The sequence below is a fragment of the Rothia nasisuis genome (genome assembly GCF_928381405.1).
Lineage (GTDB): Bacteria > Actinomycetota > Actinomycetes > Actinomycetales > Micrococcaceae > Rothia > Rothia nasisuis.
The window spans coordinates 49,619-64,800 of sequence record NZ_CAKMSB010000006.1 but is presented as its reverse complement, the minus strand read 5'-3'; the positions used below and the strand labels follow the sequence as shown (position 1 = coordinate 64,800).

Below are 15,182 nucleotides of genomic sequence, written 5' to 3'. Positions count from 1 at the left end.
TTTGTCTTCGCCTACGAAAAGTCTTCGATTCGATGGCCCAAACCGAACATCTGCTCCAGGGCGGCCACGGTACGCGCCGCAGCCCTGCCGTCTCCGTAGGGGTTTACGGCATTTGCCATCGATGCATAGTGAGCCTCATCCTCAATGAGTGCTGCTACCTCATCAATAATACGGTCTTGATCCGTTCCAATCAGTCGAACCGTACCCGCCGCAACGGCCTCAGGGCGCTCCGTGTTCTCGCGCAAGACCAGGACGGGTTTGCCCAGACTTGGAGCCTCTTCTTGAACACCGCCAGAATCGGTGAGCACCAGGTAGGCTGCTTTCATCAGGTGGGTAAATTCTGCATAGGCCAAAGGCTCGGTCACCACGACGTTTTTGAGCCCTTGCAGGGCGGGAACGACCGCCTCACGCACCAGGGGATTTTTATGGGCTGGGAGGATAAACACAAAGTTGGGGAACCTGCCAGCCAGAGTGGCAACGGCCTGACCGATACGCTTCATAGGCTCACCCCAGTTTTCGCGGCGGTGGGTGGTCACTAACACCATCGGTCTGCCGCTTTGGACCACCTGCCCAACCGTAGCGTCCTCGAACCTCACGGGCTTCTCAACGGTTGTCAGCAGAGCGTCGATAACTGAGTTACCGGTCGTTACAATATCTGTCTCTCGAATACCTTCACGCAGCAGATTGGCCTTAGACTCAGCGGTCGGTGCCAGGTGTAACGTAGTGATTTGGCTGGTCAATTTACGGTTGGCTTCCTCGGGGAAAGGCGAGGTGATATCGCCAGATCGTAGGCCAGCTTCAAGATGCACGACCGGAATATGCCGGTTAAAGGCTGCCACGGCCGCACCCATCACGGTAGAGGTATCTCCCTGAACAATCACAGCATCGGGCGCATACTTCTCGTAGATAGTGTCTACACCTGTGATCACCTTCGACACAATACCGTTGAGCCCCTGACCCGCAGACATGATATTTAAATCTTCCACCGGTGCAATCTCAAAAAGCGCATTAACCTGGTCAAGCATCTCACGATGCTGACCGGTTACCACCACTATAGATTCAAATTTCGCTGAGGCTTCAAGCGCCTTGATAATGGGGGCAACCTTGATAGCTTCAGGGCGTGTACCGTACACGGTCATAATTTTTTTCATGTGTGAACCTCAGAGGGTGTGAATAATGATGAAGTACATCTAGTTGGCTGAGAAAAATTGTTTTTATTGCGTCCCAGCGCGCGGCAGATAGGGTGTCTTGGCACGTTTTATCCGCCCTCATGAACATAGCCAGCCTGGCCCTCTTGCCGGGCATCTGCGAGCAAACCCGCAGCTTTCGTCTCGTCTCCCAGAGAAAGGGTGTGGGCGTACCAACGGTACTTGCGTGCAACCGCGCGCGCATCACCGTCCATAATCAGTTCACCCTCATCAATCCAGAGAGCACGGGTGCACATTTCTTCTACAGTCTGAGCGGCGTGCGACACCAAAAAGACCGTGCCTGCCTGGTCGAGCAAGCCCTGCATAGCACGCCGAGCACGCTCTGCAAAGGCAGCATCACCAGCGCTGAGGGCCTCGTCAATCAGCATAATCTGCGGTTGAGCCGCCATAGAAATTGCAAACCGCAAACGTGACCCCATACCGGCTGAATAGGTATTCATGGGCCGGTAAACAGCATCACCAATACCTGCCAGCTCAATGACGCCCGCTCTGCGGGCCTCAACGTCCTTGAGGCTCATGCCCATAGCCAGGCACCCCAAGGTGATGTTGTCATCGCCTGAGAGGCTGGGGTTCAAGGCGGCAGAGATACCGATGAGGGTGGGCTCATCAGCAGCGAACACCTGCCCCTCAGTGGGAGTCTGTAAACCGGCGATAACCCGCAGCAGGGTCGACTTGCCCGCCCCATTTTTGCCGACCAGGCCGATGAACTCCCCCTCGCGGGCGGCAAAAGAAATCCCTTTAAGAGCGTGAACCCTCTTGTGCCGAGCCGAGAAACGCCCCGTCTTATACCGAGTGGTGTATTCAACCTCCACGCCGTCCACCAGCACATTCAGTCGCTGAGATGACGACTCGCCCCTAGGAAACCGAACCATACCGCTCCTCAGCTCTCACGAAGAAAACAAACCCTACAAGCATAATCAAGGCAGCCCAGAGCGCTAGAAGTAACCACTCGTAGGCACCGGGGGCAGCCCCCTCAACCAGCACCTCCCGGTACATATTAAGGATGATGAACACGGGGTTCGCTTCAACCACTGCCAGGGCTGTGGGCTGGCTGATAAACCGTTCAATCGGGAAGATAACGCCTGAACCGAACATCAGAATACGGGTGATAAAAGAGAAGAGCGCTCCGGTATCGGGAACGAAATACCCGAGCCTAGCCACTATTAAGCTCAGCCCCGTATTAAAAAGAACGTGAAACACAAAGATAGGTAGCAGCAAGAACCAGGTCACAGAAAAAGGCACATGTGGCGGAATAAGCAAGATTCCCACAACCATCACCAGCACCATGGGCAGAGCCTCAAGAGCGTTCTTCAGGGCTAACGAGAAGACAGGTAAAACCCGAGGAAAGTTAAAGCCCTGTATGAGCCCCTTATTCTGCTTCATCACGCCAGACGCAGAGGTGATTGACTGAGCAGTAAACTGGAACATCAAAATGCCCACGATGATAAACGCCGGGTAGTTCTCAACCCCCCGGTTGGCCTGAAGCACAACGCCAAAAAATACCCAGTAGAAAAATACGTCAAGGAGGGGCTTTAAAAACAGCCACAGGGACCCCAGTCGGTTATCGCTGTTGGTCGCAAAGACACGGTAGAGAGACTGGTGCCAGATAAAGGCCCGATACTTCCACAGCCGCGCAAGGTACAAGCGGTAGCTACCCCGCAAGCCTACGGGCTTGAGCTCACCCCGCTGAACCAGCCCCTGGTAGTGGCTGTGGCGGGCACTCAGCACACGATTACCTAATCGTTGGGGCATGCTTCCTCCTCATGACCGGGCCGTGGGGCACACTGATTGACAAGTTGAGTATACAAATGCGTGACTGCCTTGCTCTGCTCCTCCCAGGTGCGCTCTCGCGCTAGAGCCCGCCCCTGCGCTCCCAGGCGGGCCCGGGCTCCCTCGTCCCTCAGTAGCGCACCCAGGGCCTGCGCCCACGATTCCGGGTCCTCGGGGGTGGCCGTCAAGCCTGCAGGCGCTACACCGGCAGGGCAGACTAAATCAGCCAGGGGCGGTACGTCACTCACCACCACAGGCCGCCCCAGTGCCATCGCCTCGACCGGCTTCAGCGGAGTGACCGTGCGGCATACCTCGTCATCAGTGCGGGGCACCGCAAAAACATCGAGGGCCTGGTGAACAATCAGAGCGCGCTCGGGGGTAACCCGCCCCAGAAAAAGAACAGCTTCACGCAGGCCCAGCTTTCCCGCCAGCTCTTCAAGAAAAACCCGGCTGGTGCCGTCCCCGGCCAGCAGAACCCGGGCGTCCGCGCCCTGCTCCCGTAACAGTGCCACTGCCCGAAGCAGGGTCTCAAAGCCCTCGTAGGGCACCAAGGAACTAACCGATCCCACCCAGAAACCGTGTGCGGGTAGTCCCAGCTGGGCGCGAGCCTGCTGCGGTGGCAGCCCCTGCTCAAGCAGAGCTGTATCTACGCTATTCGGTACCACAGTAATCTTCTCGGTGGGCAGGCCCCGCTCAATCAGTGAAGCTTTCATGGTCTCCGAGAGCGTCACTACCCGGTGGGCTGCCCGCATCATCTGGGTTTCGCGGGCTCGAGTTAGCCTAAATCTTTCACTCTCAGTAGCGCTCTTGCGCAGGTGAGGGGGCTGTTTCGAAAGCCAGGTCTGCTCAAGTACCCCGCGTACCTCGTAAACCCAGGGGATCCCCCACCGCTCGGCGAGCGCCTGCGCTACCAGAGCGTTGTGAAAGTGGGTGGTGGTGTGGATGAGCTGGGGCGGCTGCACGTCATAGGTTCGGGCCAGGTGGGCCGCCCACTGCTCCAGCCGCGCGGTCGTTGTGCTAGCTAGCTGCCACGGTAGAAAACGCCGGTAGGTCAGGTTCTCAACCCGAACTGAGTCACGGGCGGTCAGCCCTCCCACCATCACCGGGTAGCCTATGCGGGTGTGCACGGCCAGCTGCACCCCCCGGTGCGCCAGTGCCTTCAGCAGGCGATGGCTCCGCACCGTGTAACCGGACTGGGTGGCCGGGAGCGAGTTGGTGAGCAGGTGCAAGACCCGCAGCTGATGGGCTGTGGGGTTGTGAGAGGCGGACGCTGGTGCCCCCTGCCCGGCGTCGGTGAGAGTGGGTGCGGTAGGCAGGCATGGGCGCCATGTGGGGTGTAGTAGCTGCGCTTCGGCCTCTAGTTTGGCGGCAAGGCGTAGGCGACCGTCTGCGCGAGCCAGTGTCAGAGCGTCCGAAACCTGCCCTGCTGAGAAGAGGGCACGAGCCTCATCCTGTTTGGGGGCTAAGCGCAGGAGCAGGGGGCCTGCAAGCCTGCGAGCTGTGACAGGTAGGCGCTGGGTCAGTTGAGCGATGAAGGCTGCGGGGTCAGTGCGCATCAGGCCCGCAACAACACCGCCAGCTAGCACTGTATTGCGTACCAGGTAGATTACGGCTCCCACGACGGCCCCCTGTTGTTGGCTACCTGTTCAAGTAACCCCAGGTAGCTGGCTGCTAACACATCATAATTGTAATGATCCAGTACGAACTGCTTGGCGTTTTGGCTGACCTCAAGTCGAGATCTATCGTGGGCCAGCTCTATGAGCAGGGTGGCAAGTTCAGTGGTAGCCTCGGGCCTCAAGCACACCGCTGTTCCTGAACTATCGAGAATATGCGCAGCTTCACCGGCTACCAGGCCAATGAGCAGGCGGGGGACGGTCAAAAGCTCGTAGATTTTCGATGGAACCGTCCAGCTGAATGCCTCTTTGTTCCGGAGCGACACGAATGTTACGTCAGCCCAGGCATAGTGGTTTCTTACCTCGGCGCGGGGCTGGAGCGGGTAGAACTCAACCGGTAGGTTTTTCTTCTGTGCGCGCCTTTGTAGCCTAGCCCGGTCGGAGCCCTCCCCCACAAAACGTACCGTGAATCTGGTTTTGGGTGAGTTGCTGATGGCTTGTTCAAGGGCTTCACACAGCACGGTCAGCCCCTGTGAACGCCCCATCGTTCCGGTGTAAAGTATGCGCAGTTCACCGGGTCGGTGGGGTAAGGGAGTGATGGTGCTGTGGAAGAGGCTGGGTGTGACACCGTTGCTGACTGTGTACACCCGAGGTAGGCCCCGGTTCTTGAGTACCCGGGCGAAACTTTCAGTGGTGGTCACTACAGCATCCGCTCTACGCTGGGCTGAGGTAAGGACCCGGGCGAAGACGCGACGGGCACGGGCAAGAGGGGCCAGGCCCGTCACCTGCGCATCGGGGTCAGCAACGACGTCGGGCCAGGCATCCCGCATTTCAAGTACAAGAGGGGCACGGAGGAGTTTAGAGGCTAGCAGCCCCGCCCCTATTGAGGGGACGCCTGGAACAGTAGCGACCACAATATCGAATTTTTGCCGGCGTACCGCATAAGCAGCTGAAACAGCCACAGTCGCCACCCCAGCAACCATCTGATCGAAAGTTCGAACAAGCCCAGAGACCCCGTGCTGCATGTAGGGCACCCGAATAATCCGCTCCCCGTACTTGCCTGAGTGGATTCGCGGTGTACCCGCGAAGGCGCTGCGGATTGACGCCGTTGCCGCTACGTCCGGGTAGTGAGGAGGAGGGCAGCACACAGTCACCTGGTGGCCCGCAGCCTGCCAGCGCTTCACAAGAGCTGACCAGCGGCGCTGCGGTGCGCCAATCTCAGGTGGATAGTAGTGCGTAATCAGGAATATCTTCATGCAGGTGTGTTCGGGCTTGTGGGCCGTTTATACTATAAACACCTTACCCTGTGAGGTCACTCAGACACGCAAAGACCCACCACCGGTTACGGTGGTAGGCCCCTGAGGTGAGAAACTAACCCGGGTCAGCTCTAGATAGGTTTACTTCTCTCGATATTCGTCGGTGTACTTATCTGCGTACTCTGAATAGTCGTCGTCATCATCATACTGATAACTAGATGTCTTCGGTTGCGAACTCGAGGTCTTACTCAGTTCGCGTTCGAGTGCAGTGTAGTCGGTATCGGGGCTGAAATATTTCATCTCCCGAGCCTGCCGAGTTGCTTTAGCCTTCTGACGGCCGCGCCCCATGGCGAGACCCCCTCTTTATCGCTTGTATCTGGCCACCCGTGTGCACGCAGGGGTGTACCAGAAAAACTTTCAGTCTTTTCTGTATCTAAGCGTACAGGTTTTTGCGCGGCTTTGCTTGCCTGTTCGCCACGTGAGATGTAAGAAACTCACACGAAACTCGAGATAGGCAAATCAAGGCCGACTGCTCACCAGGCGAGGGCTCCAAAGGAGCTCCTCGCCGCCCGTGAGAAGAGATGTGTGAGCCAGGAGCCAGCCGATTGCTTACCCCTGACCGCCGGGGGCCACACCACCAGCTGCTACGGTACCGGAGGTTGCAGTCACCGTACCCGCACCTATGCCGTTGACCGAGATAGCGTAGGCCTCCCCCTCAGTGATGCCAGCGCCAGCAACAACAACCGTTGAGACGGTCTTGGTTGAGGTGTATTCAGCTACCACCACGCCGGCTGAGTTAGTCACTGTCACGGTGTTGCCGGGTAAGATGCTAGCCGTGAAACGGGCGTAGGCCCCTTGAAGCCCCTCGAACAGGTCGCCAGAATCACTTTGAATCAGAGTTCCACCGCTAACAGTCAGACCGCCAGCAGCGTCAACTGCACCGTTACCACCGGTAGTGGGGCCGTTGATAACTACCGTGCCACCCGAAATCTCAGCGGTGCCGTTGGAGTCAATGCCATCACCTTCAACATTGAGAGTAAGTTGACCACCAGTGATGGTCAGGCCTGCATCGACAGCTACATCCACGTCACCGCCAGTGGGAATCGTGGCGTTGATGCCGTCATCGGAGCTTGTCGCCTGGATGGTTCCGCCGCTGATGGTAATGTATTGGCCCTCAATCGCCTCAAGGGAATTCTCGATAGTCAGGCTGCCGCCAGAGATTTCGAGTTCACGTTCTGCCTTGAAGGCGTCATCCCCGGCGCTAATCATCACAGCACCGCTCGTTAGACGGACCCAGCCGCGCTCGGCGTCCGTGGCGTTGGTGGTCTTGATGCCGTCACTGGTGGCTGCGACATTGATGGTACCACCAAGAATATCTACGTAGTCCTTGCCCTTGATGCCGTCATCTGCTGCGGTGACGTTGACGGTGCCACCGGCGATGGTAAGGCCGTCTGCGCTGGCGATACCGTCACCATAGTTACCGGTGACGGCCAGGGTACCCTCACCGGCCAGGGTTAAATCGGTGCGGGCGTAGAGAGCCGCATCGGGGTCCTCCTCACCGATTGCGGCGTAGGCTACACCATCAGCGACGGTGTTGGTGGTACCCGTTTCCGTATAGAGAATAACCTCGTTAGCACTTTCAGCATTGATGGCCGCACCGTCGTTGTTGGCGATGGAAGCGTTATCCAGAACCAGGCGGACTACGTCCTCTTCACCGGCGGTAACCACAATCTGCCCGTCCGTCAGGGTACCGCTGAGCCGGTAATCTCCCGCCCCGGTGATAGTGATAACGCCGTTCGCAACGGTCACCCCGTCAGCGGAGGTGGGGTTAGAGAGATTAACGGTAACTTCACCCGCCCGATCCCAGGTGAGGTCATCTGCGTCGTAGTGGGTGTCGTAGCTAATCACACTAGCAGGAACCGTGCCGGGTTCATCTGCCACAGGGGTCGCCGCATCTGAGCTCTCGGTGGAGCTCGGGTCAGCAGACACCGAAGAACTCGCATCGGTGGAACCCGTCGAGCAGCCAGCCAGAGCGAGGGAGGCTAAGAGGGCCACTGAGGTTAGGGTCTTGGTGAACTTATCGGGCATTTTCATAGGGTTTTCCTTAGATTTCGACCTAGGTATGGGTCAGCGTTTAATGGGCTACCAGCGTGCGTGAACTTCAAAACGGGCCGGGGTCTCTACCGGCTGTAGGTAGATGTTTCGGGCGATGGTTCGGTTCCACTTGTTGGAGACAAGGTCGGGGTTCAGGGCCGCTAGTCCCGTAGCAAACTTGGAGATTTTGGAGGGGCGGACGCCGGCCCGCCAGAGATGCCTATCAGCGATTGAGGGGGAAGATCCTGATTTGGTTTCGATGATGACCATGCCAGCGGCGGTGTAGTCGGTTCCTACCTCGTACATAGAGGCGCGGGCCAGGGCCTGCTCGCTCATGGGGGTCCAGGTCAGGTTGGTGTCAATGGTCATGCGGGAGTCAACCGGGTTATTCTCAGATGCCGGGAGCAGTACGGTGGTGCGGCGGTAGGAGGTGGTCAGAACAGGCTCAAAAGCGGTGACCGGTGTCTCGATGAGGCCACGCAGTGATTCTTCAACATAGTCCCGTCCCGCTGCGTTCAGGTAGGCCCGGTCATTGCTGGGGTAGGGGATGCGCTCTTTGACCGTCACTGCCCGAGCGCCTTCGGTCTTGACCTCAAGAAAGGTAGCACCGGTGTCAAGATAGGAGCGGGTGCGGATCTTATAGCGGTTACGGCGGCCGGTGGCTGCCAGCCTATAGGAGTCCAAATTCTCAGTGTCGAAATAGACCGACTTGTAGGCAAAATGACGCTCGCCGTCGATTTCGAGCACAGAAGCCTCGCCAGGGAGGGCTGAGAGGATCTCTGCGGCGTAGCGGCCCTCGACGATGTACTTGCGATCGACACGGGTCTGCATGGCTGCTTTGGCGTTGAGCTCTGCCAGGCAGATACCGGGCCAGGAGGAAGGCACCATGGTGGAGGTACTCTGCTGGCCGGTGTAAATCTGGTCGTCAACTGCGGTTGCGGTCATGTTCTTTCCCTGTATCTGCATTACCTCGGTCGGCTCGCGACCGGCTTTCCTTGAGCTGTTGTTATCAGTGTTCTGGGCCAACCTATGTTTGAGCTGTAGTGAACGTAGCTTCTACATATGCTCTCATACGAGGATTAACTGAGGATTAATTTTGGTCTAGCTCTGGTTCAAAGTTGAGCAATCCAGTCTATTATTTCTCAGCTGTGACAGATGGCTGGGGAGAGATTCACGGGGAAAGCCCGGTCTGGGCTTGATTTAGCGCAGAGGAGTAGCGCCCGAGGCAGGCGGTATCTTAGAGGCTCCGCCAACGGTGTAACGGATGTTAGCAACAGTCTTATCATTGATGAGATCAAGCTCGGTGATGGTGACGTTTTCGATGGTATAGCCCATCTGAGTGCCCAGGTAGCTCTTAAGCTCTTCTTCGTCACCGATTGCGCGATCTACGATGACGATCTGGTTACGTAGGCTGGTCATGAGCTTAGGGTGGTCAACGATGAACATAATGACCAGTAGCAGGGCTGAGAGACCGATAGCAAGGCCGATGGGTTCGAGGCCTATGCCCATGAGCAGGCCTAGGGCCAGGGACGCGAAGTAGTAAGCCACTTCACGCTGATCCAGCTCGGTTGATCTCAGGCGGATGATGGAGAGGACTCCGAAGAGCCCTAACCCCATGCCGGCGCTGGTTGCATCTGCATTTGCCAGGGCCACAGTGACGGCGAAGACGCCCACGTTAATGATGATGTACGAGACCACCAAATCGCGGCGACGGTGGCGGGCCACGTACATGCCGCAGAGAAGAAGAATGGCCACGAGGTTGATAGCAGCCATAATGATAATGGTGTTCACGAGTGCGCTCCGCTTAAGTTCTAGTCCGTTTGTTTACTTACATCATTAGAGTAATCTCAGAGGCTATATCTAGCCTGTGCCCAGTTTAGCCTCCGCTTATGAAATATGAAGTACCCTGCGCAAGGTCTCGTGCGGCGGAGCACCTGGCCACCTGGCACCGCACCCCTAGAGACTCTGCGTTACCTCGAACAGGGCATCGGCTACATCGGCCCGCCAGATGTAGGTGGCGCGAGTATCGGCGCGCCCTGGGCCGCGATTGATGACGGCGATGGGTTTGCCGGCGCGGGCAAAATCAAGGGCAATTTTATAGGAGCTCATGACGGCAAGGGAGGATCCGAGCACCAGCAGGGAGCGCGCCCGCTCCCCCAGTTCTTTCACGGCCTGTTTGCGGGCAGGTGGCACAGGTTCACCAAAGTAGACCACGGCGGGTTTGAGTTTGGTGGAGCCACAGGCGAGGCAACCGACCATCTGAAAATCTTGAATGAAACGGGTGTCGATCTCGGCGTCACCATCGGGGTTTACGTGCAGGGTGGTGCTACCCAGGCGTTCAAGGTAGCCGGGGTTGGCGGCCTCGATTCGGGCGTCCAGTGACGTTCGCCCCTCGTCTGCTCCGCAGTCCAGGCACTCGATGTGGGAGAGGTCTCCGTGCAGGGTGACTACTTTTTGGGAGCCTGCCGCAGTGTGCAGGCCATCTACATTCTGGGTAATCAGCCCGGCCAGTTTTCCCCGGGCCTCGAGGTCTGCCAGCAGATAGTGGGCGGTGTTGGGGCGAGCGCGGCTCATCTGCCGCCAGCCCACAAACGACCGGGCCCAGTAGCGTTGCCGAGCCACTGCGTCATAGAGAAACTCCTGGTAGGTCATGGGGCGGTGGTTACGTAGGGAGCCAGCAGGCCCCCGGTAATCGGGAATACCAGAGCCGGTGGAAATCCCGGCTCCGGTGAGCACTAGCACCTGCCCGCCTGCCAGGAGTTGCCGCACGCCGTCCGCAGCCACCTGAGGCTCGGTAGGCTGGGCCGTTTCGGTCACAACCCGGTCGATGGAGCGCAGGGCCGCGGCGTGGGTGGCTGCGATGTCGGCTTTGGCGGTGATGGACGCGGACGCCCCGGCAAAGCGGGTATCGAGCTGGTCGGGTGCCTTGGGGAGCTGGTTCACTCTTCCAGTTTAAAAGACTAAAGACCCTATCGTTTCTCTCTTGACCCCGGGATAATCCGTGGGGTCAAGAGAGAAACGATAGGGTTGTGGCTGAGCTCTCAATTCAGCTTCTACTCGGCGGTGACCACTAGGCCGTCGACGGCGACGTCGGGGTTGACGTCGACGCGGACGGTGTCGCCGTCCTTGATGGTACCGGCCAGGATTCCCTTGGCCAGGCGGTCGCCGATTTCACGCTGGACCAGGCGGCGCAACGGGCGGGCACCGTAGGCCGGGTCGTAGCCTGCCAGGCCCAGCCACTCGGTGGCGGCGGGGGTGACGTCCAGGGTCAGACGGCGATCTTCGAGGCGGCGGGCCATCGAGTCAATCTGTAGCCCGACAATCGAGGAGAGATCGTCAGCTGAGAGCGGCTCAAACATGATGACCTCGTCGAGACGGTTGAGGAATTCCGGCTTGAAGGAGGCGTTCACGGTGTTCATGACGGCGCTCTTGCGGGCTTCGTCATCGAGGTTCTGGTCAATCAGGAACTGGGAGCCCAGGTTGGAGGTCAGAATCAGGATGACGTTGCGGAAGTCCACGGTGCGCCCCTGCCCGTCGGTCAGGCGGCCGTCATCGAGCACCTGAAGCAGGATGTCGAAGACCTCTGGGTGGGCCTTTTCTACCTCATCGAGCAGGACGACCGAGTAGGGGCGGCGGCGCACAGCTTCGGTGAGCTGACCGCCCTCTTCGTAGCCAACATACCCGGGAGGGGCACCAACCAGGCGGGCAACGGCGTGCTTTTCGGCGTATTCGCTCATGTCAATACGGACCAGGGCGCGCTCGTCGTCGAACTGGAACTCGGCCAGGGCCTTGGCCAGCTCGGTTTTACCGACGCCGGTGGGGCCGAGGAAGAGGAAGGATCCGATGGGGCGGTCGGGGTCTGAGATTCCGGCGCGGGAGCGGCGCACGGCATCAGCCACGGCGGTGACGGCCTTCTTCTGGCCGATGAGGCGTTTGCCCAGTTCGTCTTCCATGTGCAGGAGTTTCTCAGATTCACCCTGGAGCATACGCCCAGCCGGAATACCGGTCCAGGCGGAGATGACCTCGGCGATGTCGTCGGCAGTGACCTCTTCAGAGACCATGGACTCTTCGGAGGCGGTGTTTTCGGCCTGCTGGGCTGCGGCCAGTTCAGCTTCGAGGGCGGGTATCTCGCCGTAGAGCATGCGGGAGGCCTCGGCCAGGTTTCCTTCGCGCTGGGCGACTTCTGCCTTGGAGCGTAGCTCATCGATCTGGGTTTTGAGGTCGCCGACGCGGTTGAGCCCTGCCTTTTCGGCTTCCCAGCGGGCGTTCAAGGCGTCCAGCTCTTCCTTCTTATCTGCCATATCGGCCCGCAGGGCTTCAAGGCGCTCGGCGGATGCCGGGTCGGTCTCGTTGGCCAGGGCCAGCTCTTCCATGGTCAGACGGTCAACGGCTCGACGCAGGGCGTCAATCTCTTCGGGGGCCGAGTCGATTTCCATGCGCAGGCGGGAGGCTGCCTCGTCAATCAGGTCAATGGCCTTGTCGGGCAGCTGGCGCGAGGGAATGTAGCGGTTGGACAGGTTGGCGGCAGCCACCAGGGCGGAGTCAGCGATAGCGACCTTGTGGTGGGCCTCGTAGCGTTCTTTCAGACCGCGCAGAATACCGATAGTGTCATCAACGCTGGGCTCACCCACGTAGACCTGTTGGAAGCGGCGCTCGAGGGCGGCGTCCTTTTCAATATTTTCGCGGTATTCATCCAGGGTGGTGGCGCCTATTAGGCGCAGCTCACCGCGGGCCAGCATGGGCTTGAGCATGTTACCGGCATCCATGGACCCCTCGGAGGCACCGGCCCCCACAACCGTGTGAATCTCATCGATGAAGGTAACAATCTGCCCCTCGGACTTCTTGATGTCTTCGAGTACGGCCTTGAGGCGCTCTTCAAATTCGCCGCGGTACTTGGCACCGGCGACCATGGCACCCAGGTCGAGGGAGATCAGGGTCTTGCCGCGCAGGGATTCGGGCACATCTCCTGACACCATGCGCTGGGCTAGGCCTTCCACCACGGCGGTCTTACCGACACCGGGTTCACCGATGAGCACTGGGTTGTTCTTGGTGCGGCGGGAGAGCACCTGAATCACGCGGCGGATTTCGCTATCGCGCCCGATGACGGGGTCGAGCTTGCCTTCGCGGGCAACGGCGGTCAGGTCTGTGCCGTACTGTTCGAGAGCACCAAATGTGCCTTCGGGGTCGGGGGTTGTCACGGTGCGGTCTCCTCTCACGGTGGGGATGGTATCTTCGAGTAGCTTTTCGGTGGCTCCGGCTTTGTGCAGAGCGCGGGCGGTGGCGTCGTCACCGGCAGCCAGGGCTAGGAGCAGAACCTCGGTGGAGATGTAGGTGTCGCCCAGCTTCTCGGCTTTGGCCTGAGCTGTTTGGAGGGCAGCAAGGACGCCTCTGCTCGGCTGAGCCTGGGCCACAGAAGTCCCCTGCGCCTTGGGTAGCTTAGAAATTTCGGTGGAAGCAGCCAGTGAAATAGCGTCCACATCTAGCCCTGCGGCTTTGAGTAGCGCGACCGCCACCCCTTCGCGCTGGTCCATGAGAGCCTTGAGAATGTGGGCGGTGTCGAGTGTTGGGTTGCCCGCAGTATGGGCGTTTGTTGTGGCAGCCGAGAGCACTTCTTGGCTTTTGGTGGTGAATTGAGCGGTCATGATTCTCCTTACCTACTGGGAGGTTGTTCGTTCATACCTGAGTGTACTCCACTCAGCTTTACATTGAGTCTACTACACTCAACTATATTGCGCTATCTTTTAGGTAAAATTTTTAGCTGCGCCCTGCCACCCACCCTTGCGCAAGCTGGGTACCGTCATCCCTCTTCTTCAAAACCACCCAAAGAGCCGTACACTGGTAGCAGTCACTCACCGCAAGGAGAACCATGAACCGTACCGTCTACGCCGTTCGCCACGTAGCCTTTGAGAACCTCGGCATCTTTGAAAAACTACTCACCGACCGCGGCTTTACCGTGGAGTACCGGGACGCAGGCATAGCCCCTCTCAATACACGCGAGGTGCGAGAGGCAGACCTGCTGATTGTTCTGGGAGCACCCATCAGCGTGAACGACGCCCAGGACTACCCCTTCCTCTTCGAAGAGGTCGAGCTGATTAAGGCTCGTCTTGCAGACAAGAAGCCTGTGCTGGGCATCTGCCTGGGCGCCCAGCAGATTGCTGTGGCTGCTGGATCAGCGGTCGAACCTAACGGCGTGATTGAGCTGGGCTACTCCCCCGTCACGCTCACCCCAGAGGGCCTCAATTCTGTCTTGGCACCCTTGGAGGCCACCCCGGTTCTGCACTGGCACGGGGACGCTTTCACCCTCCCCCCGGAGAGCACCCACCTGGCCCGCACCCAGTTGTGCGAACATCAGGCTTTCACACTGGACGACGAACAAGGCCGCCCCTACGCGCTGGCCCTCCAGTTTCATCTTGAGGTCAACCCCCGCAATATTGAGCAGTGGCTGATTGCCTACGCCGACTATATTGTGGCAGCCGATCAGGAGGTCTCTGTAATTCGCCGCGAAGCCTCCCTGTACGCAGAAAAACTAACGGCAGCCGCGACCGAGGTGCTGGAGGCCTGGCTAACTGCCAATGCTCTCTAGGTTGACAGTCGCCCGGCAGTTAGTCGAGGAAATCGTACATTGATTCTTGCCGCTCGAGCTCCTCGCGGGTAGCGCTGTCTAGCCCCTGCCTGAGAGCCCGGGCCTTACGGTAGTCGCTGATAGCCAGCAGGAGCGTGGCCACAGCGAATGAGAAGGTCAGGATGCCGGTAGTGTTACCAAAAGCGGCCGACAGGCCGATAAAATCCTGACCCAACAGGGTAGCTGAGGCCGAGACGTTCCGCCCGTCAAGGCGGTCAGGAACAAGCATTCCAAAAATGCCGGCCATCACCCAGGTAGAGGCTAGCACCAGGGCCGTTATCGGCGGCAGACCAGCGCGAACCCCCGCTTCGTGTAGCTTCAGCTCCCGATGGGAATAGCCCCAGGCCACAAGCAGAAGGGCAAGCAGGGCGGGGCCAAAAGACACTGCAAAAATCAACATCAGGTCACCGCCGGCGCCGAAAAGGGCACGGCCTGCCGTGATCCAGAGAGCAGAGACAAAAGCCATGGGTATAGCCGCGTAGTGCAGGGCACTGAGTAGCACTCCGCCGCGCCTGTGCCCGGGATCAGGGGCAGCCACCCTGCGCACGGTAGGTTCCCCCTGCTCGCGGAGGTGGGGGGCAGAATGAGGTTTCTGAGGTTGCTGATGCGGTGAGCTCAC

13 protein-coding genes are annotated in these 15,182 nt (G+C 59.0%); 1 reads left to right on the top strand and 12 read right to left on the bottom strand.

Annotated features, from left to right (window positions below; genetic code table 11):
- Positions 1–11: 11 nt before the first annotated feature.
- From wecB to clpB, 11 genes are all read right to left on the bottom strand, one after another.
- Positions 12–1,151, bottom strand: coding sequence for a non-hydrolyzing UDP-N-acetylglucosamine 2-epimerase (gene wecB / locus L6966_RS06645; protein ID WP_237224698.1), 1,140 nt, complete (start codon positions 1,149–1,151; stop codon positions 12–14).
- Positions 1,152–1,258: 107 nt separating this feature from the next.
- Entirely contained in the window at positions 1,259–2,080 is an 822-nt protein-coding gene (locus L6966_RS06640) for an ABC transporter ATP-binding protein (protein WP_083092023.1), read from the bottom strand.
- A complete protein-coding gene (locus L6966_RS06635; protein ID WP_083092024.1) occupies positions 2,064–2,960 on the bottom strand; it encodes an ABC transporter permease in 897 nt (298 codons plus the stop codon). Before L6966_RS06635 ends, L6966_RS06640 begins: the two co-directional genes overlap by 17 nt.
- The gene (locus L6966_RS06630) at positions 2,945–4,597 is read right to left on the bottom strand and encodes a glycosyltransferase family 4 protein (protein ID WP_237224699.1); all 1,653 of its coding nucleotides are present in this window, start codon (positions 4,595–4,597) and stop codon (positions 2,945–2,947) included. Before L6966_RS06630 ends, L6966_RS06635 begins: the two co-directional genes overlap by 16 nt.
- Positions 4,585–5,847: a glycosyltransferase family 4 protein gene (locus L6966_RS06625; protein WP_237224700.1), complete on the bottom strand. Its 1,263-nt coding sequence runs from the start codon at positions 5,845–5,847 to the stop codon at positions 4,585–4,587. The genes L6966_RS06630 and L6966_RS06625 overlap by 13 nt, the downstream gene beginning before the upstream one ends.
- Before the next feature lie 141 nt (positions 5,848–5,988).
- Positions 5,989–6,195, bottom strand: a complete 207-nt coding sequence (locus tag L6966_RS06620) for a DUF3073 domain-containing protein (RefSeq protein ID WP_237224701.1) — start codon at positions 6,193–6,195, stop codon at positions 5,989–5,991.
- A gap of 261 nt (positions 6,196–6,456) precedes the next feature.
- The gene (locus L6966_RS06615) at positions 6,457–7,941 is read right to left on the bottom strand and encodes a carbohydrate-binding domain-containing protein (RefSeq protein ID WP_237224702.1); all 1,485 of its coding nucleotides are present in this window, start codon (positions 7,939–7,941) and stop codon (positions 6,457–6,459) included.
- A 48-nt stretch (positions 7,942–7,989) separates the two neighbouring features.
- A complete protein-coding gene (locus L6966_RS06610) occupies positions 7,990–8,886 on the bottom strand; it encodes a polyphosphate polymerase domain-containing protein (protein WP_237224703.1) in 897 nt (298 codons plus the stop codon).
- Positions 8,887–9,141: 255 nt separating this feature from the next.
- Positions 9,142–9,732, bottom strand: coding sequence for a DUF4956 domain-containing protein (locus L6966_RS06605; protein ID WP_219336358.1), 591 nt, complete (start codon positions 9,730–9,732; stop codon positions 9,142–9,144).
- Between the two features lie 165 nt (positions 9,733–9,897).
- Complete coding sequence (locus L6966_RS06600) at positions 9,898–10,821, bottom strand: Sir2 family NAD-dependent protein deacetylase (RefSeq protein WP_237224711.1); 924 nt, start codon at positions 10,819–10,821, stop codon at positions 9,898–9,900.
- A 173-nt stretch (positions 10,822–10,994) separates the two neighbouring features.
- On the bottom strand, positions 10,995–13,583 hold the full coding sequence (clpB, locus tag L6966_RS06595) for an ATP-dependent chaperone ClpB (protein WP_237224704.1): 2,589 nt from the start codon (positions 13,581–13,583) through the stop codon (positions 10,995–10,997).
- 224 nt (positions 13,584–13,807) lie between these two features.
- On the opposite strand from clpB, the gene L6966_RS06590 reads away from it, so the two are divergent.
- Positions 13,808–14,524 (top strand): glutamine amidotransferase, encoded by a 717-nt coding sequence (locus L6966_RS06590; RefSeq protein WP_083092031.1) that lies wholly within the window; start codon positions 13,808–13,810, stop codon positions 14,522–14,524.
- Between the two features lie 19 nt (positions 14,525–14,543).
- On the opposite strand, the gene L6966_RS06585 is transcribed toward L6966_RS06590, so the two are convergent.
- Complete coding sequence (locus L6966_RS06585; RefSeq protein WP_237233107.1) at positions 14,544–15,182, bottom strand: hypothetical protein; 639 nt, start codon at positions 15,180–15,182, stop codon at positions 14,544–14,546.